At 67.7% G+C, this 24,400-nt stretch carries 23 protein-coding genes; 13 read left to right on the plus strand and 10 right to left on the minus strand.

The window, feature by feature from the left end; genetic code table 11:
* A partial coding sequence (locus VEW47_08035; protein HYS05128.1) for a hypothetical protein occupies positions 1-213 on the minus strand: 213 nt, incomplete at its 3' end.
* Positions 214-520: 307 nt separating this feature from the next.
* Between VEW47_08035 and VEW47_08040 the strand changes: the two genes are divergently transcribed.
* The 5 genes from VEW47_08040 to VEW47_08060 all read left to right on the plus strand — a co-directional run bounded on the left by VEW47_08040 (position 521) and on the right by VEW47_08060 (position 1,845).
* Positions 521-700, plus strand: a complete 180-nt coding sequence (locus VEW47_08040; protein ID HYS05129.1) for a hypothetical protein — start codon at positions 521-523, stop codon at positions 698-700.
* Between the two features lie 6 nt (positions 701-706).
* On the plus strand, positions 707-886 hold the full coding sequence (locus VEW47_08045) for a hypothetical protein (GenBank protein ID HYS05130.1): 180 nt from the start codon (positions 707-709) through the stop codon (positions 884-886).
* 6 nt (positions 887-892) lie between these two features.
* A complete protein-coding gene (locus VEW47_08050; protein HYS05131.1) occupies positions 893-1,072 on the plus strand; it encodes a hypothetical protein in 180 nt (59 codons plus the stop codon).
* 6 nt (positions 1,073-1,078) lie between these two features.
* Positions 1,079-1,258 carry a hypothetical protein gene (locus VEW47_08055; GenBank protein HYS05132.1) on the plus strand — a complete coding sequence of 60 codons (180 nt, stop codon included), beginning with the start codon at positions 1,079-1,081 and terminating at the stop codon, positions 1,256-1,258.
* 308 nt (positions 1,259-1,566) lie between these two features.
* Entirely contained in the window at positions 1,567-1,845 is a 279-nt protein-coding gene (locus VEW47_08060) for a hypothetical protein (GenBank protein HYS05133.1), read from the plus strand.
* Between the two features lie 249 nt (positions 1,846-2,094).
* On the opposite strand, the gene VEW47_08065 is transcribed toward VEW47_08060, so the two are convergent.
* Positions 2,095-2,235: a hypothetical protein gene (locus VEW47_08065; GenBank protein ID HYS05134.1), complete on the minus strand. Its 141-nt coding sequence runs from the start codon at positions 2,233-2,235 to the stop codon at positions 2,095-2,097.
* Positions 2,236-2,462: 227 nt separating this feature from the next.
* Positions 2,463-3,899, minus strand: coding sequence for a short-chain fatty acyl-CoA regulator family protein (locus VEW47_08070; protein ID HYS05135.1), 1,437 nt, complete (start codon positions 3,897-3,899; stop codon positions 2,463-2,465).
* Positions 3,900-4,076: 177 nt separating this feature from the next.
* On the opposite strand from VEW47_08070, the gene aceB reads away from it, so the two are divergent.
* Both aceB and aceA read left to right on the plus strand, forming a co-directional pair.
* Positions 4,077-5,699, plus strand: coding sequence for a malate synthase A (gene aceB, locus VEW47_08075; protein ID HYS05136.1), 1,623 nt, complete (start codon positions 4,077-4,079; stop codon positions 5,697-5,699).
* Between the two features lie 74 nt (positions 5,700-5,773).
* Positions 5,774-7,003 (plus strand): isocitrate lyase, encoded by a 1,230-nt coding sequence (gene aceA, locus VEW47_08080; protein HYS05137.1) that lies wholly within the window; start codon positions 5,774-5,776, stop codon positions 7,001-7,003.
* Between the two features lie 11 nt (positions 7,004-7,014).
* Here aceA and VEW47_08085 read toward each other — a convergent pair whose 3' ends face one another.
* Positions 7,015-7,914, minus strand: coding sequence for a DMT family transporter (locus VEW47_08085; GenBank protein ID HYS05138.1), 900 nt, complete (start codon positions 7,912-7,914; stop codon positions 7,015-7,017).
* A gap of 99 nt (positions 7,915-8,013) precedes the next feature.
* On the opposite strand from VEW47_08085, the gene VEW47_08090 reads away from it, so the two are divergent.
* Positions 8,014-10,989: an Ig-like domain-containing protein gene (locus VEW47_08090; protein HYS05139.1), complete on the plus strand. Its 2,976-nt coding sequence runs from the start codon at positions 8,014-8,016 to the stop codon at positions 10,987-10,989.
* A 24-nt stretch (positions 10,990-11,013) separates the two neighbouring features.
* On the opposite strand, the gene VEW47_08095 is transcribed toward VEW47_08090, so the two are convergent.
* Complete coding sequence (locus VEW47_08095; GenBank protein ID HYS05140.1) at positions 11,014-13,074, minus strand: Ig-like domain-containing protein; 2,061 nt, start codon at positions 13,072-13,074, stop codon at positions 11,014-11,016.
* A gap of 232 nt (positions 13,075-13,306) precedes the next feature.
* Here VEW47_08095 and VEW47_08100 point away from each other — a divergent pair, with 232 nt between their 5' ends.
* Positions 13,307-14,794 (plus strand): trypsin-like peptidase domain-containing protein, encoded by a 1,488-nt coding sequence (locus VEW47_08100; protein HYS05141.1) that lies wholly within the window; start codon positions 13,307-13,309, stop codon positions 14,792-14,794.
* 29 nt (positions 14,795-14,823) lie between these two features.
* Here the strand turns inward: VEW47_08100 and VEW47_08105 are convergent, their stop codons facing one another.
* The 3 genes from VEW47_08105 to VEW47_08115 are packed head-to-tail and all read right to left on the minus strand — an operon-like array spanning position 14,824 to position 18,224.
* Positions 14,824-15,030 (minus strand): hypothetical protein, encoded by a 207-nt coding sequence (locus VEW47_08105; GenBank protein HYS05142.1) that lies wholly within the window; start codon positions 15,028-15,030, stop codon positions 14,824-14,826.
* Between the two features lies 1 nt (position 15,031).
* Complete coding sequence (locus VEW47_08110) at positions 15,032-16,537, minus strand: RNB domain-containing ribonuclease (protein HYS05143.1); 1,506 nt, start codon at positions 16,535-16,537, stop codon at positions 15,032-15,034.
* A gap of 34 nt (positions 16,538-16,571) precedes the next feature.
* A complete protein-coding gene (locus VEW47_08115) occupies positions 16,572-18,224 on the minus strand; it encodes a hypothetical protein (GenBank protein ID HYS05144.1) in 1,653 nt (550 codons plus the stop codon).
* A gap of 140 nt (positions 18,225-18,364) precedes the next feature.
* On the opposite strand from VEW47_08115, the gene VEW47_08120 reads away from it, so the two are divergent.
* Positions 18,365-19,258 (plus strand): tetratricopeptide repeat protein, encoded by an 894-nt coding sequence (locus tag VEW47_08120; GenBank protein ID HYS05145.1) that lies wholly within the window; start codon positions 18,365-18,367, stop codon positions 19,256-19,258.
* A gap of 86 nt (positions 19,259-19,344) precedes the next feature.
* On the plus strand, positions 19,345-20,373 hold the full coding sequence (locus tag VEW47_08125; protein ID HYS05146.1) for a hypothetical protein: 1,029 nt from the start codon (positions 19,345-19,347) through the stop codon (positions 20,371-20,373).
* On the opposite strand, the gene VEW47_08130 is transcribed toward VEW47_08125, so the two are convergent.
* Both VEW47_08130 and VEW47_08135 read right to left on the minus strand, forming a co-directional pair.
* The gene (locus VEW47_08130; protein HYS05147.1) at positions 20,265-21,017 is read right to left on the minus strand and encodes a hypothetical protein; all 753 of its coding nucleotides are present in this window, start codon (positions 21,015-21,017) and stop codon (positions 20,265-20,267) included. The two genes, VEW47_08125 and VEW47_08130, sit on opposite strands and share 109 nt — an antisense overlap.
* Positions 21,018-21,113: 96 nt before the next feature.
* Positions 21,114-22,340 (minus strand): TCR/Tet family MFS transporter, encoded by a 1,227-nt coding sequence (locus VEW47_08135; protein HYS05148.1) that lies wholly within the window; start codon positions 22,338-22,340, stop codon positions 21,114-21,116.
* A 52-nt stretch (positions 22,341-22,392) separates the two neighbouring features.
* On the opposite strand from VEW47_08135, the gene VEW47_08140 reads away from it, so the two are divergent.
* Entirely contained in the window at positions 22,393-23,433 is a 1,041-nt protein-coding gene (locus VEW47_08140; protein HYS05149.1) for a tetratricopeptide repeat protein, read from the plus strand.
* Between the two features lie 81 nt (positions 23,434-23,514).
* Positions 23,515-24,210 (plus strand): alpha/beta family hydrolase, encoded by a 696-nt coding sequence (locus tag VEW47_08145; protein HYS05150.1) that lies wholly within the window; start codon positions 23,515-23,517, stop codon positions 24,208-24,210.
* The last annotated feature ends 190 nt before the right edge of the window (positions 24,211-24,400 follow it).

Consider the following 24,400-nt stretch of genomic DNA (forward strand, 5'->3'; position numbering starts at 1 on the left):
GTTGCCGGCCGGGTGCTGGCAGCTCGCGCTGCTGCCGTCGCATTGATCCAGCGTGCACGGGTTCCCGTCCGACGTGCAGCTCGTTCCCGCCGCACTCCTGACGTCCGCCGGACAGGAGGTGCTCGTGCCATTGCAGCTCTCGGCCGGATCGCACTCACCGCCTGAGGCGCGGCAGACCGCCCCCGAGTTGCCGGCCGGGTGCTGGCAGCTCACGCTGCTGCCGTCGCATTGATCCAGCGTGCACGGGTTCCCGTCCGACGTGCAGCTGGTTCCCGCCGGGCTCCTGGCGTCCGCCGGACAAGAGGTGCTCGTGCCATCGCAGCTTTCAGCCGGGTCGCACTCACCACCTGAGGGGCGGCAAGTCGACCCCGCCGGGCTCTTGGCATCCGCTGGACAGGTACCGCTCGCTCCGTCACAGGTCTCAGCCGGGTCACACTCACCGCCCGAGGCGCGGCACGTGGCCCCCGCGTTGCCGGCCGGGTGCTGGCAGCTCACGCTGCTGCCGTCGCATTGATCGAGCGTGCACGGGTTCCCGTCCGACGTGCAGCTGGTTCCCGCCGGACTCCTGGCGTCCGCCGGACAGGAGGTGCTCGTGCCATTGCAGCTCTCGGCTGGATCGCACTCACCGCCTGAGGCGCGGCACGTGGCCCCCGCGTTGCCGGCCGGGTGCTGGCAGCTCACGTTGCTGCCGTCGCACTGATCGAGCGTGCAGGGGTTCCCGTCCGACGTGCAGCTGGTTCCCGCCGGACTCCTGGCGTCCGCCGGACAAGAGGTGCTCGTGCCATTGCAGCTCTCGGCCGGATCGCACTCACCGCCTGAGGCGCGGCACGCCGCCCCCGCGTTGCCGGCCGGGTGCTGGCAGCTCACGTTGCTGCCGTCGCACTGATCGAACGTGCAGGGGTTCCCGTCCGACGTGCAGCTCGTTCCCGCCGCACTCCTGGCGTCCGCCGGACAGGAGGTGCTCGTGCCATTGCAGCTCTCGGCCGGATCGCACTCACCGCCTGAGGCGCGGCACGTGGCCCCCGCGTTGCCGGCCGGGTGCTGGCAGCTCACGCTGCTGCCGTCGCATTGATCCAGCGTGCACGGGTTCCCGTCCGACGTGCAGCTGGTTCCCGCCGGACTCCTGGCGTCCGCCGGACAAGAGGTGCTCGTGCCATTGCAGCTCTCGGCTGGATCGCACTCACCGCCCGAGGCGCGGCACGTGGCCCCCGCGTTGCCGGCCGGGTGCTGGCAGCTCGCGCTGCTGCCGTCGCATTGATCCAGCGTGCACGGGTTCCCGTCCGACGTGCAGCTCGTTCCCGCCGCACTCCTGGCGTCCGCCGGACAAGAGGTGCTCGTGCCATTGCAGCTCTCGGCCGGATCGCAAGGACCGGTCGACGCACGGCAGACGGTACCGGCAGGTCCTGCGGTGCCGCCGGTGCAGATCTTTCCGCCTCCACCCTGCGGGTTCTGGCACGTCTCGCCCACGGTGCACGGGTTGCCGTCATCGCACGGATCCCCTACCTGTTTACCCGCACAGGGGCTGTCGCTAGCTGCAACCGTCGTCTGCGACTGAGAAGGTTCCGGTTGAAACTCATCCGCAGCCGCACTCAGCGCGCGATCACCGCGGGGTTTCGGCGCTTCCTGCAGCAACAGATCGACTGCCTCACCCGGTTGCCAGCCCGCGCCGGTGATCATCACCGTCTCGCCTGCGGTGACACCGCCGGCCACCAGCACGCGTCCGTCCTGCAGGACAGCCGAACTGCTGGCGAAGAGCTGCGCGCTCGCCGATTGACCATCGGCCCCTTCGCCCCCGGTGATGGTGGTCTGTGGCACATCCGCGCTCACCCGCAGCCCCATACTTAGGAGGCAGGCGACGATCGCGCCCCGCGTTATGATGTAGCGCTGCACGGCTGGAAGCCTCCTGAGTTGTTCCGTAGGATCCCCACCCTGAAACGCCTTAAAGGTGCCCCGGAAGCGGCACCTGACAGTTAGGTGATTGCCGGAACGCTGAGGGGTAAGATCCCTGATAATGAGCCGGCCGCGCGGCCTTTTGCGTCCGCACCGTTCACGGGACTGGGTCAGGCCGCGCCCGATGGCGAGGGGAATAGACGATCAGATCCGGGGGGGGTGCCTTAGCCCTGGAGGCGATCCAGTCGTCCACGACTCGCTCCAGGATACCGAGGGCAGGACATCGTTGGTCAGGGCGACGTTGTGGAACTGCCGGATGGCGAAGTCCTTGCCGAGCCGCGCCATCGCCTTCTGCCGCAGATCGAGGATTGGAGGGGATTGTCCTTAGCTCTGAATCCCTGCCCCACCCCATTTGAGGCCAAGGACGCTCCTGGATTGCGAAGACCTGGCGAGTGCGTAGAATGGTGGAGGCGGCGGGAGTCGAATCCGCGTCCGGAAGCGAGCTGCGTGGGATCGACCTCACCGTGCGCTGCCACCTTGGCTGCAGTCGCCCGCCGCCGCCGCGGCCAACGTCACCCTTCCGACGTCGAAGCATAGAACGACGCGCCACGGACGTTCTCGTCGATCTCGAGCGGGCTCTGGATGGCTGGAAAGGCGCGCTGCTCGCAATTCATGCGATCGCACAGGCGGCAGGTGACGCCGACCGGAACCGCCGCGGGTTTCCCGAGGTCGACGCCGTCCGAGTACACCAGGTCGCCGGCATACTGGACCGGGCAACCGATGTTGATGGCGTGGACCGCGCGCTGCGCGTGGTAGCCGCCGCTCTCGCGGCTCAGGGTGCGCGCCACGTCGAAGTAGGTCGTGCCGTCCGGCATCCGCGACAGCTGCACCCGGGTCATCCCGGGCGTCAGGAAGGCGGCGTGGACGTTCCAGAGCGGGCAGGCGCCGCTGAAGCGGGCGATCCGGATGCCGGAGCCGCTGAACCGCTTCGAGATGTTGCCGGCGACATCGACGCGCAGGAAATGGAACGGTATGCCTTCGGCGCGCGGCCGGCGGAGCGTCGTCAGGCGGTGGCAGACCTGCTCGATGCTGGTCCGGAAGCGATGGCCGAGCAGGTCGATGTCGTAGCGCTCCTCCTGAGCCGCCTTGAGCAAGCGATCGTAAGGCATGAGGACGGCCGCGGCGAAATAGTTCGCCATCGCCACCCGGCAGAGCGAACGGGCCGCCTCGGTCTGCAGCGGTGAGTCGTCCGCGAGACGCTCGAGAACATCCGAGAGCGCGAGCAGGCCCACCTGGTGGGCCAGCTGGAAATTGCGGCTGCCCCGGCGCAGCACTTCCGACAGAAGGAGCTCCGACCGCCCCGGATCGAATCTCCGGATGGCGCCGTGCATCGCCCCGATCTTCTCGATCCGGACCCTGACGCCGCGGACCTGCTCGAGGTACTGGGCGAGGGCCTGGAACAGATCCTTTCCCTCCAGCCCCGCCTCCCGCCAGAGCCTTTCGGCCCCTTCCTCCAGCTCGGGAAAGTAGTTCATGCGGCGCTGGATGAAGTCGCTGACCTCCTCGGAGGGAAGGCGGGAGATCTCGACCCCCTTCAGCTCCTGCCCCTCCGAGAGACGCTCCGACAGGATCCCGGCCGAGGTCCGGGCCCCCTGGTAGGCGTGATAGAGATCCAGCAACGCCCGGGCGACGGTGGGCGAATGCCCGACCTGGTCGCGCACGTCCGCCGGTGTCAGGCTCAGACGCTCGAACATCGGATCGCCGAGGACCTCCAGGAGGTCCGCCACCAGACGCTCGTCCTCACCCCCAGCGAACGATTTCAAATCGAGCTGAAACTCCTGGGCAAGCCGGAGGAGAACCTGGGCGCTCAGAGGGCGCTGGTTGTGTTCGATGAGGTTGAGGTAGCTGGCCGATATGCCGAGGCGCTCGGCCATTTTCGCCTGGCTCAGCCCCGCACTCCGCCGAAGCGCCCTGATCCTAGAGCCCAGCCGCAGCCTGTCCTGGACCATTGTCTCCCCCGGATATCCCGCGTGCGCCTCGTGAACCGATCCAAATGTAACGACTTTACAGATTTTCGCAAGTATCTTTACACGTCCTGCTCGACTTAACTCCTTGTCTTTCAGTTTCTTATTGCTTATCTGTCGGGTAAAGCCACAATCATGCATGCGTCATTGGAGGTGAATTCCATGTCACAGAGCACGGCAGAGTTGCCGCAGATCGAACCCGGGGTCGTTCTCCAGAGGGAGCCCTCGTCCGGCTCGGATGAGGTTCTGACACCGGCCGCGCTCGCCTTCATCGCCGGTCTGGCGCGTCGATTCGCGCCGCGAGTGCGGCAGATTCTGGAAAGCCGCAGTGAGGCGCAGGCGCGCTATGACGCCGGAGAGCGGCCCGATTTCCTGGAGGCGACCCGCGAGATCCGCGAGGACCACTGGACCGTGGCCCCGCTTCCGGCCGACCTTCTGGATCGACGCGTGGAGATCACCGGTCCGGCCGAGGCGAAGATGGTCATCAACGGTCTCAATTCCGGCGCCAACGCGTTCATGGCGGACTTCGAGGACTCGCTGTCGCCCACCTGGGACAACGTGATCCGGGGACAAGTCGTCCTGAAGCAGGCCGTGGAAGGAACGATACGCCACCTCGATCCGGCCACGGGCAAGGAATACTCCCTCGGGGATCGGCTCGCGACCCTCATGGTGAGGCCGCGTGGTTGGCACCTCGTGGAGAGGCACCTTGAAGTGGACGGTCGTCCCGTGCCGGCCGCCTTGTTCGATTTCGGCCTGTTCTTCTTCCACAACGCCCGCCGTCTCCTGGCGCAGGGTTCCGGGCCGTATTTCTATCTGCCGAAGCTGCAGGGGCATCTCGAGGCCCGTCTGTGGAACGACGTGTTCCTGTACGCCCAGAAGGAATTGAACCTGCCGCGTGGAAGCATCCGGGCCACCGTCCTCATCGAGACGCTGCCCGCCGCCCTGGAGATGGACGAGATTCTGTACGAGCTGCGCGAACACTCGGCCGGGCTCAATTTCGGCCGCTGGGACTACATCTTCTCCTACATCAAGACCCTTCGCGGCGATCCGGGGGCGGTCCTGCCGGACCGGGGGCAGGTGACCATGGACCAGCCGTTTCTGCGCGGCTGCCGGCAGCTCCTCATCAAGACCTGCCACCGGCGCGGCGTCCACGCCATGGGCGGAATGGCCGCCCAGATCCCGATCAAGAACGACCCGGAAGCGAACCTGGCCGCGCTCGAGAAGGTCCGCGCCGACAAATGGCTCGAGGCGAGCCACGGGCACGACGGAACCTGGGTGGCCCATCCCGGGCTCGTGCCGCTGGCCCGGGACGTGTTCGACACCCTTGTGCAGGCCCCCAACCAGATTCACCAGAAGCGACGGGCTGTCGTCGTCGTGGCCGAGGATCTCCTGCGACCGCCGCTGGGGACTCGGACGGAAGGGGGTCTGCGCCACAACGTTCGCGTGGGAGTGCAGTACCTCGAGGCGTGGCTGCGGGGCACGGGATGCGTGCCTCTCTATCATTTGATGGAAGACGCCGCCACCGCCGAGATCTCGAGAACGCAGGTGTGGCAGTGGATCCATCACGGCGCCTGCCTGTCCGACGGCCGACCCGTGAGCCGTTCCTTGTTCCTGGGTGTCGTCGCGGAGGAGATGGAGCGTCTGCGCGGCGAATTGGGGCCCCAGCGCTTCGACGCCGGTCGATTCCAGGAGGCGTCCGATCTCTTCGTGCGGTTGTCGACCTCGGAGACCTGCCCCGACTTCCTTACGCTTCCGGCCTACGACGTTCTGACAGGAGGACTCTGATGTACGAACCCGGTCTCCAGCCCGAAACGAAAGCCGGCCCCTTCCCCGCTGCCCAGGCGTCCGAAATCGATCCGATGGCGGCCCGCTGGGATGGGATCGTGCGGACCTATTCTCCCGAGGACGTGATGCGGCTGCGCGGCTCGGTGCGCATCGAGCACACGCTGGCGCAGATGGGGGCGCGGCGCCTGTGGCAGCTCCTGCACACGGAGGACTACGTGGCGGCCCTGGGAGCGGTCACAGGCAACCAGGCCGTCCAGCAGGTCCGCGCCGGTCTCGACGCGATCTATTGCAGCGGGTGGCAGGTGGCCGCCGATGCGAACACGCACGGAAGCACCTACCCGGACCAGAGTCTCTACCCCGTGGACAGCGTTCCCAGGCTCGTCCGCAGGATCAACCAGGCGCTGCAGCGGGCCGATCAGATCGAGCACGCCGAGGGGCGCGCGGGGCGCTACTGGTACGCCCCGATCATCGCCGACGCCGAGGCCGGCTTCGGCGGCCCCCTCAACGCTTTCGAGCTGATGAAGGGGATGATCGAGGCGGGGGCCGCCGGAGTCCACTTCGAGGACCAGCTCTCCTCGGAGAAGAAGTGCGGCCACCTGGGCGGCAAGGTCCTGGTGCCGACGAATCAGTTCATCCGCACGCTGGTCGCCGCCCGTCTCGCGGCCGACGTCGCCGGCGTCCCGACGCTTCTGGTGGCGCGCACCGACGCCAACAGCGCGAAGCTCCTCACATCGGACATCGACCCGTACGACCGCCCGTTCCTCACCGGCGACCGGACGTCCGAGGGGTTCTTCCGCATCACCGGCGGACTCGATTGCGCCATCGCCCGCGGGCTGGCCTATGCCCCGTACGCCGACCTTCTCTGGTGCGAGACCTCGAAGCCCGACCTCCCCGAGGCCCGCCGGTTCGCCGAGTCGATCCACGCCCGTTTTCCGGGCAAGCTCCTGGCCTACAACTGCTCCCCTTCGTTCAACTGGAGAAAGCACCTCGACGAACGCGATATCGCCCGCTTCCAGCGCGAGCTGGGCGCCATCGGGTACAGGTTCCAGTTCGTCACGCTCGCCGGATTCCACTCGCTCAATCACGGGATGTTCGAGCTGGCCCGCGAGTACAGGAACCGCGGGATGAGCGCCTATTCGGACCTGCAGCAGGCGGAGTTCGCCGCCGAGGCGCAAGGGTATTCGGCCACCCGGCACCAGCGCGAGGTCGGCACGGCCTACTTCGACGACGTCGCCCAGGTGATTTCCGGCGGCCTGGGCTCGACCCTGGCGCTGAAGGAATCGACGGAAGCGCAGCAGTTCTGAAGGGTTGTCTCCTAGCCTCGCGGGGTCCCTTTTCCATAGAGGACCGCGACGTTTCCCGCCAGGCAGAGCAGAATCCCGAGGACCAGGGAGGCCTGCCAGCGCAGCCCCTCGAACGAGGCGGAGAGCAGCAGGGCCACGATCGGAATCGCCACCGTCACGTAACCTGCACGATCCGCTCCGATGCGCCCGAGAAGCGAGATGAAGGCTCCGAACGCCAGGATGGAGCCGAACACGGCGAGGTACGCGAGGGAGAGCAGGTAGCGCGGCGACCAGTCGAACACGAACGGCTGGCGGGTCACGAGCGCAAAGACCGCCACGAACAGGGCGCCATACAGCATCCCGAAGGTGTTCATCTGGACCACCGGCAGACCGCGACCGTGATTGCGGGACGCCACGATGTTCCCCAGCGAGGCGCTCAGCGCTCCTCCCAGAGCGAAGAGGATGCCGAGCGTCGGATTCCTCCCGCCGGTGCCGCGGACTATCTCAGGCAGGAACACCAGCACGATTCCGCCGATCCCCAGACCGGCGCCGATCAGGGCGGAGGGCTTCAGAGGCGTGCCGAAGAAGAACCGCGTGAAGACGATGTTCAGTATGACCAGGAGGGAGAAGGCCACCGCCACGAGTCCCGAGGTAATCTCGGTCTCGGCGAGGTAGACGCACATGTAGTTGACTCCGAAGAGCAGGAGGCCTTGCAACGCCATCCAGAGATGGTCACTCCGCGAGAATCGGAGGCGGAGTCCCATCAACAGGGCCCACGCGAGGAGGATCAGACCCGCCAGGGCGAATCGGTACGCCACCGACACGGCCGGAGGAACAGTCCCGAACTGGAAGGTGATCGCCAGCCAGGTGGACCCCCAGATGAGGACCGAAACCAGATAGAGGCCCAGAACGCGCACGCCGGAGGATGACACATGATCGCTTCGGATGGGAAGCGCCGGGCGTATACTTCCGGAAGTCCCTGACAGGTTCCTGTCTCCAGAAGCGCCTCTCGGCGCACCGAGGAGGTTGCCATGGAACGCCACGCGCATCGTCACCGCGTCGCGCGCAGCGCCGCCGCGCTCACCGCTTTGATAGTCGTACTGTTGGGTCACCAATCGGGTCGGGCGTACCCGGTTCCCGATCCGGCGCTCGAATACGTCACGAACGGCCATTTCGACAACGGCCTGGCCGACTGGGATAACTACGGGAATGTGGTGGACATGGGGGGATTCGCGCGGGTGACCGCCGACTCGGCCTCCTACCCCTGGACCGTCCAGCTCCGCCAGCTCGATCGCCGGATCGACATCCTCGAAGCCGGCATGATCTACACGCTGTCCTTCAAGAGCCGGATCGTCGCCGATCCCGACGCGCCCGCGGGGCCGTTCACGCACAGGCTCTGGGTCGAGTTCTCGCAGCACGTGGCCGGCTACGGAGCGGACATCCGGACCTGGGCGGTCCTGGACATCCCGCTGGAGAACGCCGCCGGAGATCTCTCGTGGCACACGTACACGGCCACGTTCCAGGTTCCGGACGACATCGACCAGAGCCGCCAGCAGGGTCCCGAGAGCTGGTTCGCGTTCGAGCTGGGCGCCGAGAGGGGAACCGTGGAGTTCGATGACCTCTCCATCCAGCTTTCCCCGCCTACCAACTACACCGGTCAGGCGATCACCATCGCCACGATGGAGCCGCAGGACGAGTACTGGGCCGGCGACGGTGCCGACCAGGTGACGACCTCGGGCACCAATCACGAGCTCAAACTGTCGCTCCCCCCGAACAGCCAGGCATTCGCCTACAAGCTCATGTATCTCGACATCCAGCAGCTCGGGTGGGACCTGGCGCTGCGCGTCCGGACGGATCACCCGGAGAACGTGGGACGGATGTATGTGATCCTCCGCGCCGGACCGATCGACTTCGTGTTCCACTCCTTCCACGGTCTGAAGCCGGGCACCAACACCATCACCATCGGGAGCGAGCTCACGACACCGGATCCCAACCATCAGCCCGCGGACGACCGCTGCTTCGACCAGAGCGAGGTGGCCGGCAACGGCCGCGTCTGCGACCTCTACCAGTTCTGGTTCGTGCACAGGCCGTTCAACTGGAGCGGGATCTATACGCTCGGCGTCAAGCTCGAGACGAACGGCAACGGCGCCGCCGCGCAGAACACCGACGTCTTCGTGGACGACGTGCGCATCGTCCCCTGGGGCACGACCCCGCCCCAGCCGACGCGCCGGCCGCCGATCGTCTCCCATGTCAACGCCGAGGTCGTCCGGGACGGGCAGGTCAAGATCCAGTGGGAGACGGACCAGGACGCCGGATCCAGAGTGGAGTACGGCACCGGCGCCACGTTCTACCTGTACCCTTCGAGCCAGGAGAACCCCGGCGAGATGACCCGCGTCCACGAGGTCGTGATGCCCGCCGGGCTGCCCCCCTCGACCCGCTACCACGCCCGCATCGTCTCGCGCGGTGCGACATCGCTCGAGGGTCGATCCGGCGATTTCACATTCATCACCCAGCCTGCCGTGGACCCGGTCCCGAGAGACGACAGCAAGTCATACCCGGTCGGGATCTTCTTCGTCCCGACCCCCGAGGATCAGCCGCTCGCCGTTCGCGCCGGCTTCAACACTCTGTTCGGCGGGCTGTTCGGCTCATGCGAATACGGGGCGACGCTCGCGGACGAAGCCGCTGCGGAGACCGCCGTGGCACGGGCCTTCCTGGACAAGACCCAGACGTTCACGCCGCCCGTCCGGGCCGTCACCACCGGTTTCTGCAACAACGTGGTCCTGAACCCGGCGCTGAGCGACCAGCAGGTCCGCGACTACGCCAGTGCCAGGATCAGCGGTGTCGCCGGCCATCCGGGGCTGTACGGCTACTACATCTTCGACGAGCCCGAGCTGTTCGACCCGCTCGGCACGACCGGCTCCCCATGCCTCCCTCGTGTCGCGCGGTCGCCGGGCACCATCCTGCCGCAGCGGATGGACATCCTCTACCAGGAGATCCACAAGCCCCCCTACTCCTACCCCGCCGTGAGCGCGACGACGTACATGAACAACACGACCTACCCCTATCGCGCCCTGATCGACGTTCCTATGCTGGACAACTATCCCCCCTACAACTATCCGAAGGAATGGATCGCCTGCGGGCTGGCCGAGGCGGAGCAGTCGGGCAAGCCGTTCCAGCACGTTTTCGAGGCGTACTCCTTCGAGCTGGACAGGAGCTTCCCCGTGGGACCCTCGCCCAGCCGGTACCCCACCGAGCAGGAGATGCGCACCATGGCCTACCTGGGGATCGTCTACGGCGCCCGCGGAACCTGGGCGTACTCGATGAGCGAGCTCACGCCCTTCCCCGGCACCGAGTGGGTGTGGACGGGGCTCTCCAACGTGGCAAAGGAGCTGCGCCGACTGGAGCCGCTGCTCGCGTCGACGGACCCGATCCGCTATCCCATCGAGCCTCAGTTCACGGACGCGGACATCAAGGCCCGGAGCAAGGCGTACCTGGGCCAGGACTACATGATCACGATCAACGCCAACGCCGCGGCCGCCTCCCAGCAAAGCGTGACCCTGGGGAGCCCGGCCCGCGGCATGACCGCGGAAGTGATCGGCGAGGCGCGGTCGGTTCCGATCGACGCGGGCGGCGTGCTCAAGGATGACTGGAGCGCCTACGACGTTCACCTGTACAGGATCGCGGCGGACGGACAGGATCCCTCGGTCAGCATCACGTCGCCCGCACAATCTACGACCTACCGGAAGAAGGGGAAGCCGGTCACCGTCACCGTCAAGGTCAACGCCAGCGACAACGCCGCGCTCGATCTCATCAGGCTCTACGTGTCCCCCCCTACCCCGCCCCCGCCGCCCGATCTGGTCGTCTCACCTAAAGTAAAGACGATCAACCAGGCCACTCTTTCCTGGACGACGAGCACGATCGGGGACTACACGATCAAGGTCCGCGCCATCGACGTGAACGGGCGGTTCAAGGACTCCGCGGAGGTTTCGATCACAGTCAGAAACTAGAAGATGGTCTGCGGTCGCGCCTCGTCACGGGAAACCTCCCGGAAGACCGATCGGAGCCGGCGGTGGCAGCGGTGGAAGAAGGCCGGTTTCGTCGAGCATCACATCGAACGCATCGACGACGACGAAGGGGCCCACGGACGAAGTGTTCGCGACCCCCGTCACCATGATCACAAGCGTGTGGCTCCCCACTTCCAGTCGGGGGCTCGTGTACATCACGCGCGAAAACTCCGGGCGCGACGGATCGAAGGTGTCCACCGTCGCGGTACGCCTCCCGTCGATCAGGACGTCGGCGATCCCGCAGCGCTCGCACGGGAAGCCGATCCATCGCACCCCCGTTCCCGTGAACGTGAAGGTGGCCGTCGATCCCGCCGACCCGGCGTACACGGCGCGGCTGCCGCTCATCGCGACGCCGACGTCTTCGTTGGAGATCACGGTCCAGGCCCCGGCCGGCGCAAGCTCGACCCCGGTCTCCTCCGTGCGAACGACGGCGAGGGCCGGGACGGGGCCGTTCGCCACGGTCACCGTCAACGCGGCCGAGGTGGCCAGGTTGCCCGCCGCGTCCCGCGCCCGTGCCGCCAGATGGTGCACTCCATCCGATGCGGAGCGCGTGTCCCACGGCACCTCGTAGGGCGCCCACGTGTCCTCGGGCCCCAGCGGCATGCCGTCGATCAGAAACTGCACCCCCGACACGGCCACGGCGTCGGAGGCGCTCGCCGTGACGTTCATGGTGCCCGACACCGTCGCCCCGTCGTCGGGGGCGCTCATGGCGATGGCCGGCGCGGTCGTGTCCTGGATCGTGATCAGGACGCTGTCGGTCGCGCTCGCTTTTTGCGGGTCGCTCACCAGCAACGTCACGGTCGTCGTCCCGAGGGGGAGGGTCACGCGCGGGTGGTCGCCGTCCGCCCGGCCGGCCGCCCACGACCAATCGTACGCGAGCGGGTCTCCGTCGGGGTCGGACGAGCCGGACCCGTCCAGGGTGACCGGGGCACCGTCCGGGCCGGTCGCCTCGACGACCTGATCGGGTCCCGCGTCGGCGAGAGGGGGATGGTTCGGCGGAGCCTCCTCTTGCCGGAGGGCGAAGACGCCGGCGCCATTGGTGCCCGCGTAGAGATTCCTCGGATCCTGCGGTTCGACGGCCAGCGTGGTGACGTTCACGCCCGAGAGGCCGGCGCTCAGATCGATCCAGTGGTCGCCGCCGTCGATGCTCTTGAAGACGCCGTCGCTGTACGCTGCGGCGTAAAGAGTCGTCGGGGCCTTCGGATCGATGGCCAGGGCGTTGATCGTGATGTTGGGAAGGCCCGTGGCGGCCCAGGTTGCGCCGCCGTCCGTGCTCTTGAAGACGCCGCCGCTGGCGTACCCCGGCCCGCCGATGGTCCCCACATAGAGAGTGGCGGGCGTTTGCGGGTCGATGGCAAGCGCCAGGACGCCGTGGTTGGTCAGGCCGACGTTGGCGTAGCTCCAGGTGGCGCCCCCGTCGGTGGTCTTGAAGACACCGGAGCCGAAGGCGCCTGCGTAGACGGTGGAGGGAGTCTGCGAATCGATGGCCAGTCCGTAGATATCGACCCAGGATGGTCCGCTGTTGAGGGCAGTCCAGATGTCCCCTCCGTCGGTGCTCTTCGAAATGCTCTCCTTCCTGATCTCAAAATCGAGCCTCGTTCCTGCGTACAGAGTGGTGTGGGTCCGGGGGTCGATGGCGATGAGGGCGACGCGCGGGTTGGTCATGCCCGTGCCGGACCAGCTCGCGCCTCCGTCGGTGCTCTTGAAGACGCCGCCGGGAGCCGCCGTGTAGAGGGTGGAGGAACTCGTGGGATCGAGGACCACGGTGCGCGTGCCGGGACCGGAGGCGGCCCAGGTTGCGCCGGCGTCGGTCGTCTTGAAGAGGCCCGGATCACTGCTGGCGTAAATGGTGCCTTTGGCGTTCGGGTCGATGGCCAGGCGGTAGATCACCCTCCCCTCCGGCCCGATCGCCGTCCAGACGTTCGTGCCGGCCTCAGCCCGGTGCTGGCCGCTCAACCCGAGAAGCGCCGACAGCATCGCCACGGCGCACCGCCTTGCCCTCACGTCTTTCGCTGAGATCGGATTCATCACGTCCCCTCCCTTTCACGATCTGGAGCGGTCTCCCGCGCTTCCACCGACTCGCAGGCAGTCGGCGAAGAGTCCGAAGAATGGGCCGAGGATGAACGTGCGCCAATCGGTGAAATTCCTGAAAGGAAGGAAGTAAAAATCCGCATGGCTTCGGTTGACTCCCCGGCGCCACCGGGGTAAATAGAGACAGACGTCAGAATCGCGTGAGGGTTTTCCCGAAGGAGGGCGCAGCATGAGAAACAGAGTCGAGGTCCTGTCAGTCGTGCTCGTCGTGGTGGCCTTTGCAGCGCTCCTGCCTTGGGCGGGGGCCTTCGCCGCCGGTTCGCCCGCCGACAAGGGGCAGAGAACCGCCGAGATGCCGATGCGAGTGCAGACGGAGGGTACGACCTACGGTCAATATCTGCAGCGGCAGGCCGATCTCATGACGCGTCTGAGAGGATCGGTGCCCGCCGCGGCCATGCACGCGCCGGTGCGCGTCGACCTGTCGCGCGAGGAGATCGACGGCGTCGAGCGGGCGCCACGGGTCAACGGTATGCCGCAGAGGATTGGACTGGTCAAGGGGGTGAACCCGATGCTGGCCGTCGACGGCGTTCAGATTGATTCGGCCCCAGGCGGGCCGCGCCGCGGTCCCGGCGCCCAGGCGTCCCGGACGGCGGACGGAGGGCTCGCGTGGGCGGTCGAGGTGTCGGCCGCAGGCGCAGGCGCCCTGCGCGTCCACCTCGAGGGCCTGTCGCTGCCGGCGAGCGCCGAGCTCTACTTCTACAGCCGCGCCGGTGAGGTGTTCGGTCCCTACCGCGGCGCCGGCCCCGACGGCGACGGCGATCTCTGGACCGACACGGTGTTCGGGGCCGAAGGGATACTGGAGCTTCACGTGGCGGCCGGGGCGAGTCCGGCCGACCTCCAACTGGTCGCGTTCCGCGTGACGGAGGTCGGCATCGTCATGCCGCGCTTCGCGGGCTCCTTCACCCCCGCGGCCGTCGGCTTCTGCGGCGATCCCGACTGCATCGTCGATGCGACGTGCGTCACCGGCACCGCCGCGGACGCCGCCAAGGACGCCGTCGCGAAGATGGAGTGGGCCCAGGGTCAGTTCCTCTACACCTGCACCGGTGGCCTCATCGCCGACAGCAATCCCGCGCAGGATAATTTCTTCCTGACCGCCGCCCACTGCCTGGGGAACAACAAGACGGCGCGCAACCTGCAGTTCTACTGGAGATTCCGCACCTCGAGCTGCAACGGGACCTGCCCGATCAACACCGGCTGGCCCTACAAGACGATGGGATCGACGGTCGCGTCGACCGGCAAGAAGGGAGACTACACACTGCTGCACCTGGACGCGGTCCCGCCGGCGAACTCCGTCTTCCTCGGCTGGACGAACGTCGCTGTCGCCCTGGCCAACGGCACGCACCTCTACCGGATTAGCAATCCGGACTTTGGACCCCAGGTCTATTCCCAGCACGATGTGGATACCGCCGCCGGGACGTGCGGCGGCTGGCCGCGGGGCGGATGGATCTACAGCCGTGACATCATGGGGGCAATCGACGGAGGAAGCAGCGGCTCGCCGATCATCAACGGCGCGTCCCAGATCGTCGGCCAGCTCAGCGGCACCTGCGGCGGCAATCCGAGCGACGCCTGCTCGAGCGGTCCGGGCGAGGCCAACGCGACCGTCGACGGGGCGTTCGCCGGCTACTACTCGTCGATTCAGCCGATCATCAATCCCTGAGCGTCATCCCACGGGAGCGTGGTCTGCGTCTACAGTCGGACGAAATAAGGCAGGGTCATGAGGACGATGCCGATGATCACCAGCAGGAGGTTGCTCGACACGAAATAGGGGTAGACCATGAGCACGAGTCCACACACGAAGGGGACCGTGGCTTTCTGCTTTTTTCCGTAGATGAAGTACCCCGCCCCGGCGGCACTGAACAGGAGCTCCAGGAAGAGTGATGCCGGATCGCCCATCTTAGGAACCGGCCCTTCCGCGAGGGCCCCCGGCATTCTTCGATCCGCCGGTGCGGCGCGCGAAATCGATGAACCCGCGCTCGACGTCGGTCTCGAGGAGCTCGACCGTGACCCTTTCCCCGACGTCGAGACCCTCGAACCCGTCGACCATCTTCCCCTCCACGGGCGGACGGAAGATCCGGACCCAGGTCCCTTTCTCGGACACGGCGGTGACCATTCCCTCGAACCTCTCCCCGATCCTGGGCTCCAGGAGGAGCGCCGCGGCTGACTTCCGCACCTGCCGCTCCACCTTGTTCGCGTTGTCTTCCTGCTCCGTGCAGTGGCGAGCCAGATCTTCGAGCTCGCCGCGGCCGTAGGGCGCCGGGCGACCGGACAGCGAGGCCTTGAGCAGCCGCTGGGTCGCGAGGTCCGGAAAACGCCGGTTCGGGGCCGTGGAATGGGTGTAGTCGTGGACCGCGAGGCCGAAGTGGCCCGGCGACGTCCCGCCCGGAAGCTCCACCACGTACTCCCCCCGTCCCATCAGCTTGACGACCGCGAGGGAGAGGTCCGGAAACGTGTCGGGCTGGACCCGGCGACGCTTGCACAGGAATGCTTCGAGGGCGGCGGCGTCCGGCTCCACGGGCAGCGTCTCGTTCAGGGCGGCCGCGAGCTGGACGATCCGTTCCCATCGCTCGGGTGACCGCAGCACCCGGCGCAGGGACGGCACGCCTCGCGCCGCCAGGAATCTCGCGGTCACCCCGTTGGCGGCGATCATCAGGTCCTCGATCAGCTCCTTCGCCCGGTTCTTCTCGTCGAGACGCAGATCGGCGAGCACCTCGCCGTCGAACACCGCGCGGGGCTCGATCGTCTCCAGGCTGAGGGCACCCTGCTCGTGGCGCACGGTCCGGAGCGCCTGCGCGACACGATCCTGGAGCCGGAGCTGCGCATCGATCCCGGGCACGGAGGCGACGCGCCCGGGCGCGGGTCCGCGGCCCTCCAGCCAGGCGGCGACACTGTCGTACGCGAGCTTGGCGCGATTCAGCACCACCGCGCGATAGATCTCCGATTCCGCGATCGAGCCGTCGTCGCGCACCTGCATGTCGACGACGATCGCCGGGCGCTCCTGGTCCTCTCCGAGCGACGTCCTGTCGGTCGAGAGCACCGCGGGAAGCATGGGGAAGATCTCGGCGGCGGTGTAGACGGACGTGGTGTTGTGCGCCGCGTGCTCGTCGATGGCCGAATCCTTCGTCACCAGCGCATCGACGTCCGCGATCGCGACGAGCACGCGCGTCGCGCCCGGACCCGCGGCTTCGGCGAACGACACTTGATCGAGATCGCGGGAATCGTCGTTGTCGATCGACACCCACAGGAGCCCGCGGTGGTCGCGGGGGGCCGGCCCGGGCCCGACCGCCGGCCCGGCGATCGCGTTGGTCTCGGCCACGACGGCGGGCGAGAAGTCGGGCAGCAGCCCGCGATCGATCATGACCCGCCGCGCGATGGCCTTGAGGTTGTGCCGGTGTCGTTGCATCGTAGTCGGTCCCAGTATATGCGCGGGCGCCCCGTCAGCGGGCGTCCCGATCACCTGTGTCCAGCCCCGCGCGGAAGCGCTCCTCGCACTGGACGATCTCCTGATCCGTGAGGGCGCCGCCGTCCCGCGCGCCCGTCCTCCTCACCTCGGGCGGGTCGGGAAAATTGAGGGCCAGCTCGAAGTCGGGCCGGAAACATTCGATGTAGCCCGGCGGCGGGCGGCGCTCGTGGGCCATGTGGCGCGTCTCCTGCGGCGGCACCCGCGTCCTGGCGATCACGTAGTCGTTCAATCCGAGAAGGTCGATCACGGCGACGTTGGGAAAGACCCAACCCACGAACCCCACGTTCAGGGCGGTCATCACGTGCCGGTCCTCCCAGCCCAGAGAAACCCCCTCCTCCCGCGCGGGGAGCCGACTCGAGACGAAGGCGGAGTACACCTTGTGCTCCTGGTGCCGGACGCAGACCGAGTGCGTGATCAGCCAGGCCTGCAGCTCATCGAACGCCTGCGGATAGAAACGCAGCCAGGCCGGAAACCGGCCGGCTATGGGCCGGATCATATGGAAGGTCTCCGCGCGGCTTTCCAGATCGCGGGTCTCTAGGTAGTGGACCCAGGGGATCGGCCAGGACAACGCAATGCACAGCACGAACAGGGAGACGGCGGCAAGCGGGCGGAGGTCGAGCCGCGCGACGAGCCACAGGAAGGAAACAAACACGAGCGGGATCAAGTGGCTGTAGACCCGGTATTCGAAGTGGTCGCCGCCGATCACCAGGGTGTAGAAGGCGAGGTGCGCGAGAAGCGCTCCGATCACGATCAGCGGCTGACGGCTCACCTTGTGCCGGCGGACCGCCCACACCAGCGCCAGCAGCAGCCATGTCCACAGCGCGTACTCGAGGACGAAGGACGCGGCGTAGCGCCAGCCGCTCTCGGGCCAGGCGGTCGTGTACTTGGCGTAGTAGGTATTGGGCAGCCAGACGCCGTAGTACCAGCGACGCCACGTCAGGTGGGCCGCGACACCCAGGAGTGGAAAGGCGCGCACGAGAGCCGGCAGGCGGACGCGCCATGCAGCGAGGTCCGACAGGATCCAGTCCGCCAGGAGCGCACACGTCCCCAGGACCGCGATCAGTCCGTCGGGCCGCGCGAGGGCGGCCAGCATCGCGGCGAGGCTGACCCGGAACACCCAGGTCGCCTCACGGTCCACGCGGCGGTCGAGCGCCTGGTCGATCCAGAGGACGAGGCAGAAGTTGAACAGGGACGTCTCCAGACCCGAGCTCAGCCAGGCGAGGAAGGTGCGGTTGGTCACCGTTCCCAGAAGAACCAGGGCGAGGAGCGAGAAGCGGATGCGCTCGAGCCGCGCAGGGAGCCCCATGCGCCAGACCAGCCGACAGACGACGATCAGAGTGGCGTAACCGAACGCCAGGGAGAGCCAATCGGCCGCGTCCGGCGGTTCGACTCCGATGAGCCCCCAGACGAGGCGCAGCAGGGCGACCCACAGCCAGCTCGTGTACCCCTCCACGGGCAGGAACGGAGGCGGATTCCAGACGAAGCCGCGCCCCAGTATGTGGTTGCTGACGTAACGAAACGCGATGTACGCGTCGTCGGTCGTGAACAGGAAGAGGCGGTAGCCCAGGAAGACTGCGACCCCCACGGCGGCGGCGAGCAGGATGGAGCGCAGGCGCAGCACGCTCACGCCACCCGCCTGTCCACATTCGAGGACAGTATCATCTTTAATACCCTCTCGAACGGCGCCGGACTTGATTGGATCGCCGCGCGAGGCCTAGGATAGGGCAACGTCGCGGAGCCCGTCCATGCCACCCACACGGAGACCCCTTGACCCTCAAGGACCGTGAGAGTCACGGTGAGATCACCGGACTCCTGATCTCCTGGCGCCGGGGGGACCGGGACGCGTTCGACCGTCTCTTCCCGATCGTCTACGACCAGCTCCGAATCCTGGCGCGTCGCCAGCTCCGCCGGGCCGGAGGCGATCGGGCGCTCACGACGACGACTCTCATCCACGAGGCCTACTTGAAGTTCGTGGCCGGCTGGGCGAGGCCGAGACCTCCGCGCGCGAGGCGCTGGAGCTCGACCGCAAGCTCTAACTACGACGAGGCCGAGTCGCTCCTGCGGCGCGCGCTCGCGATCGTGAGCGCGCTTCGCGGCGAGGACCACCCCGACACGGCCGGTGTCGTGGCGCAACTGGGTGTTCTGGAGCAGCAGCGGGGCCGGCCCGAGGCTGCGGAAGGGCTGGTCAAGAAGGAGCTGGCCGTCCGCGAGAAGGTGCTCGGACCCGGTCACCCGGCGACCGCGGCGAGCCGCATCGCGCTCGGGGTCGTCATGAGAGAGCGGGGGATCCTCGATGACGCGGCGGACCTCGGTCGGATAGCCCTGGAGGCCGAGCGCAAGGCCTACCCCGGCGTCCACCCCGACGTCGCGCTCGCGGCGATGGAGCTCGGCCGCACCGAGGCGGCCCGCAGGCACCTCAAGGAGGCGCTGCCTCTCCTGACGGAAGCGCTCGGCGCCCGCCGAACCATCTACGGGGAGGAGAGCTGGAAGACGGCCGAGGCGAAGCTCTATCTCGCCGAAGCCTGTGCCGCCGACGGACGGCCGGGCGCGGCCCGACCTCTCCTGACGTCGGCGGCCGCGACGCTGCACCGGCAGCGCGGCCCGGCGTGCTGCCTCACCCGCGAAGCGGACGACGCGCTTCGTCGCCTGCGCGCCGCCTGACTCGGGTGATCCGCTCGCCCCGGCCGCCAAGCGAAGGATTCGGCGCGCCCTCAGCCTCTCACAGACTGGAAGGGAGGATGCATCCCATGAGGACCCCTGTTCGAATCGGCGCACGATGGACGGCCGGCCTGGCTATCGCCGCCGGCCTGGCGTTTGCGGGGACAAGCGAGGCCCAGCCCGTCACCTTCTGCTCGCAGACAGCAGACCTCCTGCTCGATGCCTGCAAGGCGGACGTGGTGGACAACAGCACGATCAAGAAGGCCGTCTGCATCAACATTTCGGATCAAAACGCCCGAAACACCTGTCTCGACGAGCTCTCGGCCGAGCAGAGGGACGGCAACGATCTCTGCCAGGGACAGCACGACACCCGGCTGGGCGCCTGCAGTCTCCTCGGGGAAGGGCGCTACGACCCTGACCTCAGTCCGGCCCGCTTCGACAATCCCAGGCGGCCCACGCATCCGAACGCCTATTTCCCGCTGAAGGTCGGATACCGCTGGGAGTACCGCTCCGCCACGCAATACAACCCGGTGGAGGTCGTCAACGAGACGAAACTGATCGCGGGGGTGACCTGCGCGGTTATCCGGGACCGCGTCTTCGAGGACGGCCAGCTCATCGAGGCCACCGATGACTGGTACACCCCCGCCAAGGATGGCAGCGTCTGGTATTTCGGGGAGGAGACGCAGAGCTTCGAGAGCTTCAAGGGGGACAAGCCGATGCTCCCGGAGCTGGTCACCATCGATGGGACGTTCAAGGCCGGTCGCGAGGGGGACAAACCGGGCATCATCGCCCTGGCGGCGCCGAAGCCGGGCGATGTCTATCTCGAGGAATTCTCCCTGGGCAACGCCGAGGACGTGACGGTGATCCTGTCGACGACCTACGCCTACGGCCGGGACCCGGATCTCGACCAGGGCGTCCCCAGGCGCGTGGCGGAGCGGTTCTGCGCGGGAGACTGCGTCGTGACGAAGAACTTCTCGTTGCTCGAGCCGGGTCTGTTCGCGCGCAAGTACTACGCGCGCGAGATCGGCACGATCCTCGAGGTCGAGAACGTGGGGGACGTCGTCCAGCTCGTGAACTGCAATTTCGATCGCCGGTGCGCCAACCTGCCGAACCCGTGACGGGCAGGGGAAGCGCGGGTTTCGCCGAGAGGACGCGCCAGCAGGCCGCTGGTGGAGACCAGGATCTCGTAGGCGGCGACCCCGCGCGCGGCGACGAATGTCGCGGATCCGTACTCCGCGTCCAGCAGCGCCGACAGCCGGCCGAACCGCCGGACCACGTCGAACAGGTCGAAGGGCTTGGTCCGGCCGAGCGTGAAGACGGTGCGCGGCTTGCCGCGCTCGTCGGCCAGGCCGTCGTAGCGCCCCGCCAGGCGATCGAGCTCGTACAGGGTGTGCACTCCGAGAAGGTTCACCCAGGGGCGCCACTTCAGGATGTGCGCGTCCACGTAGACCGTGTCGCCGGCGAGATCGAAGATCTCCTCCCGGCCGTCGGGAAAACTGACCCGGGCGCGGAAGCGCTGGGAACCGATCGGGAACGTGCGGACAGTGGCCGCGACTTCTTCGCGGGTGAGGGCCCGATAGCCGCGGATCGACACGCCGACCGTGGCGCAGAGCGTAGCGAGTGTCAGGAAGAGCAGACCCGCCAGCCCGCCGACGAGCATCCGCTGCCAGCGACGGCGGCGCGCGGCGCCGCGGGCGATCAGGAGGAAGACCAGCCCCGGCAGCGCGCAGATCCCTGCTGCCACGAACGCGACATGCGACATCCGCGCTGAATCTAGGGTCGGCGGGAACCCAAGTCAAAGAGAACCGGCGTTTCGGCGCATCCGCCGGATCTCCGCAGCCGCGCGGCGTCGGCCCCCCTACAGAGGCGCGGCCGTGGCGGCGGAATACGCCGGGTCCGGGCGCGTCGCGCGCACGAAGACGAGCAGGCCGGCGATCGCCAGCAGGGCGGCGCAGAGAAACGCGGCCCCGGGGAAGTGGATGCGGGCGCGCTCGGACGAGAAGTAGCCGAACAGCTGCGTCATGAGCGGTGGTCCGACGACGGCCGTGAGGCTGTAGAGGCTGGCCACGCCCCCCTGCAGCTCTCCTTGGGCGTTCGCAGGGACCTGCTGCGACATGAGACCCTGGATGGAGGGCTGCACCAGTCCGGCAAACAGCCACGCCACCAGGAAGGCGTACATCATCCAGCCCCGGCTGGCGAAGGCGTACCCGAAGAAGGCCGCCGATCCCGAGAGCAGTCCGGAGAGGGCGGCGCGCTGCTCGCCCAGGCGCGGCACGAGCAGTCGCGTCATGCCGGCGGTGCTGAAGGCCATGATCGTCCCGACGAACGCCAGCGAGATCCCGACCTCCCACTCCGACCAGTTGAACTTGAGCATGGTGTAGTACGCCCAGGTGCTGGGAAACACCTGGTGAGCGAGCTGCCACAGGAACAGGACCTGCAGCAGACCGATCACCGAGGGATACTTTCGGATCTGCAGCAGAGTGCCGAGAGGATTGGCGCGACGCAGGTTGAAGGAACGCCGCGATTCCCGCGGCAATGACTCCGGCAGGACGAACAGGCCGAACAGAAAATTGATCAGCGCCAGGCCGGCGGCCGCGAAGAACGGTGCGCGGGTTCCCAAAGCACCCAGCAGGCCGCCGATCGCCGGTCCCAGGATGAACCCGGCGCCGAACGCCGCGCCGATCAGACCGAAGTTCTGCGCCCGCCTGTGGGGAGGACTGACGTCCGCCAGGTAGGAGTAGGCGGGCGTGAAGGACGCCCCCGCCATGCCGGCGATCGACCGCCCCACGAACAGCCAGAACAGCGTCGGCGCGAACCCCATGATCAGGTAATCGATGCCGAACGTCAGGAGCGAGAACAGGATCACCGGCCGGCGCCCGAAGCGATCGCTCAGGTTGCCGAGCACGGGAGCGCAGAAGAACTGCATCACGGCGTAAGCGAACCACAGCCAGCCGCCGTAGATGGAAGCCTGGCTGAGCCCCTCGCCGGTCAGCTTCATGATCAGCTCGGGCAGGACAGGCAGGATGACGCCGAAGCCGACGGCATCGACCAGGACGGTGATGAAGATGAAGACAACGCTGTTCATGCGCGGGAGCGGACGATATCACGGAAGCCCGGAGCCGGTGTAGAGTACCCGCATGTCGAACCGGTTCCCGCAATGCTCGGATGACCGCCCGCGCCCCGGCGCGCGGGGTGCGGCGTGCGCTCTCATCATCCTCACCAGCGCCTGCGGCGGGGGCGGGGGGACGGCGCAGAACTCCGCCCAGGGGACCGCAACGCCGCCGGCGCAGGCGGCGCCCGCCGTAACGTTGCCGGCGCTCGATTCGCTTCATGTGAATTCCCCCGACCCGGCGAAATCGGGCGCCGATTCGAGCAGGAGGATTTCGGAGGCGCGGGCGTCGAGCCAGAGCAAGCCCGACGCTCTCGAGGCGCGGGCGCTCCTGGGCGCGGAGCTGTACGACGGCGGCAAGAGCGCCGAGGCCGAGCGTGTCTACCGGGATCTTCTGAAGCAGCATCCTGAGCACGTGGGCTCCCTGGTCGGTCTGGCGCAGATCCTGCTCGATCGGGATGACCTGGATGGCGCCGGTGTCCTGATCGAGCGCGCCCTCAAGGCGAACCCGGAATCGATCCCGGCCCTGCAGAAGAAGGTCGTTCTGCTCCTGGCCCGCGACCAGACCGCGGAGGCCGTGCGCGTGGCGGAGACCGCCCTGCGTCTTGATGCGAATTCCGCGGCGCTGCAGGCCGCGCTCGGGGACGCGCAGCGCGCCTTCGGCGATCTCCCCAAGGCGATCACAGCCTATCGGAAGGCGGTCGAACTCAATCCTGAATGGGCCCCGGGCTGGACCCGACTGGGTGAGTCGCTGGCGGAGAACGGCGATGCCGCGGAGGCCCAGACGGCGCTGAGGCGCGCGCTCGAGCGCAACCCGGAATCGTATCCCGCCTACCGTGCGCTCGCCAGGCTGTACTTCGACAACGGGCAGCCGGAGCAGGCGGTGGATGCATGGGAGCGCGCGCTGCGCCTGCAGCCGGAGCGGGGGGAGGCGCACGAGGGGATTGCGGAGGCGCTCGTGGCCGCCAAACGACCCGCCGAGGCTCGCCGCCATGCCGAGGAGGCGCAGAGGCGGGGACGTGACGTCCGCGCCCTTCTACAGAAGATCGACCACCCCGGAACTCCGTGAGATTGGCGCTTCTCCACAGGACCTCTCAATCTTTGGAACCGCCGGCGCCCCTCCGGCTACGAATGGTGTGACACTGTAAGCGTGCCCTCTGACAATGCCGAAAGCCTGACGATCGATCTCGAGGACGGCCGGACCGTCTCCGGACTTCTGCAGATGCCGCACCAGGCGCTCGCCTGCCTGGCGCTCGCCCATGGCGCGGGCGCCGGCATGACTCACCCCTTCTTCTCGGCCGTCGCCGCCGGGCTTGCCGGGCGAAGGATCGCCACACTGCGCTATCAGTTCCCCTACATGGAGCGAGGCTCGAGGCGGCCCGATCCGCCCAGGCTCGCCCAGGCGACCGTCCGCGCCGCCCTCATCCTGGCACGGCGCCTCGTCCCACGGATCCCACTCTTCGCGGGAGGCAAGTCGTTCGGCGGCCGCATGACCTCCCAGGCACAGGCCGAATCACCGCTGCCCGGAGTCCGCGGTCTCGTCTTCCTGGGGTTTCCTTTGCATCCACCCGGACGTCCATCGGACGAGCGCGGCCGGCATCTCTTCGACGTGCAGGTCCCGATGCTCTTCCTGCAGGGAACGCGTGACGATCTCGCGAGCCTGCTTCTGCTGCGGCCCCTGATCGAGCGGCTCGGCGCGCGCGCGACGCTCGAGCTCATCGCCGACGCGGATCACTCCTTCCACGTTCCGGCCCGAACCGGACGCAGCAACGAAGAGGTCTTCAGCGAAATGCTGGAAAGGCTGGTGGCGTGGATGGAGATCGTCAGTGGGTGCACGGGACCATGAAACCGGGCGTCCGCCCTCTGGTCTACTCCGCGTCGCGCGCCGCCCGGGGCGCTTCGAGCGGCGGTGGGGCGGGCGGAATGCTCCGGTGTCCCAGTCGATCGAACACGGCCTGGTAGACGCGCGAGCGCACCTGAAGCGGGGCGGCGTCTCCCGAGAAGATGGACCTGCACCGCCCCGGCTCCGGCGGCCC

The sequence above is a fragment of the Candidatus Dormiibacterota bacterium genome, from assembly GCA_035635555.1.
Taxonomy (GTDB): Bacteria; Acidobacteriota; Polarisedimenticolia; order Gp22-AA2; family Gp22-AA2; genus Gp22-AA3.

Excerpts from the sequence above, each read along its gene's own strand:
- VEW47_08065 (HYS05134.1), bottom strand. The coding sequence starts at position 2,235 with ATGGCGCGGCTCGGCAAGGACTTCGCCATCCGGCAGTTCCACAACGTC.
- VEW47_08070 (HYS05135.1), bottom strand. The coding sequence starts at position 3,899 with ATGGTCCAGGACAGGCTGCGGCTGGGCTCTAGGATCAGGGCGCTTCGG.
- aceB (HYS05136.1), top strand. The coding sequence starts at position 4,077 with ATGTCACAGAGCACGGCAGAGTTGCCGCAGATCGAACCCGGGGTCGTT.
- aceA (HYS05137.1), top strand. The coding sequence starts at position 5,774 with ATGGCGGCCCGCTGGGATGGGATCGTGCGGACCTATTCTCCCGAGGAC.
- VEW47_08090 (HYS05139.1), top strand. The coding sequence starts at position 8,014 with ATGGAACGCCACGCGCATCGTCACCGCGTCGCGCGCAGCGCCGCCGCG.
- VEW47_08095 (HYS05140.1), bottom strand. The coding sequence starts at position 13,074 with ATGAATCCGATCTCAGCGAAAGACGTGAGGGCAAGGCGGTGCGCCGTG.
- VEW47_08100 (HYS05141.1), top strand. The coding sequence starts at position 13,307 with ATGAGAAACAGAGTCGAGGTCCTGTCAGTCGTGCTCGTCGTGGTGGCC.
- VEW47_08105 (HYS05142.1), bottom strand. The coding sequence starts at position 15,030 with ATGGGCGATCCGGCATCACTCTTCCTGGAGCTCCTGTTCAGTGCCGCC.
- VEW47_08110 (HYS05143.1), bottom strand. The coding sequence starts at position 16,537 with ATGCAACGACACCGGCACAACCTCAAGGCCATCGCGCGGCGGGTCATG.
- VEW47_08125 (HYS05146.1), top strand. The coding sequence starts at position 19,345 with ATGAGGACCCCTGTTCGAATCGGCGCACGATGGACGGCCGGCCTGGCT.
- VEW47_08130 (HYS05147.1), bottom strand. The coding sequence starts at position 21,017 with ATGTCGCATGTCGCGTTCGTGGCAGCAGGGATCTGCGCGCTGCCGGGG.
- VEW47_08135 (HYS05148.1), bottom strand. The coding sequence starts at position 22,340 with ATGAACAGCGTTGTCTTCATCTTCATCACCGTCCTGGTCGATGCCGTC.
- VEW47_08140 (HYS05149.1), top strand. The coding sequence starts at position 22,393 with ATGTCGAACCGGTTCCCGCAATGCTCGGATGACCGCCCGCGCCCCGGC.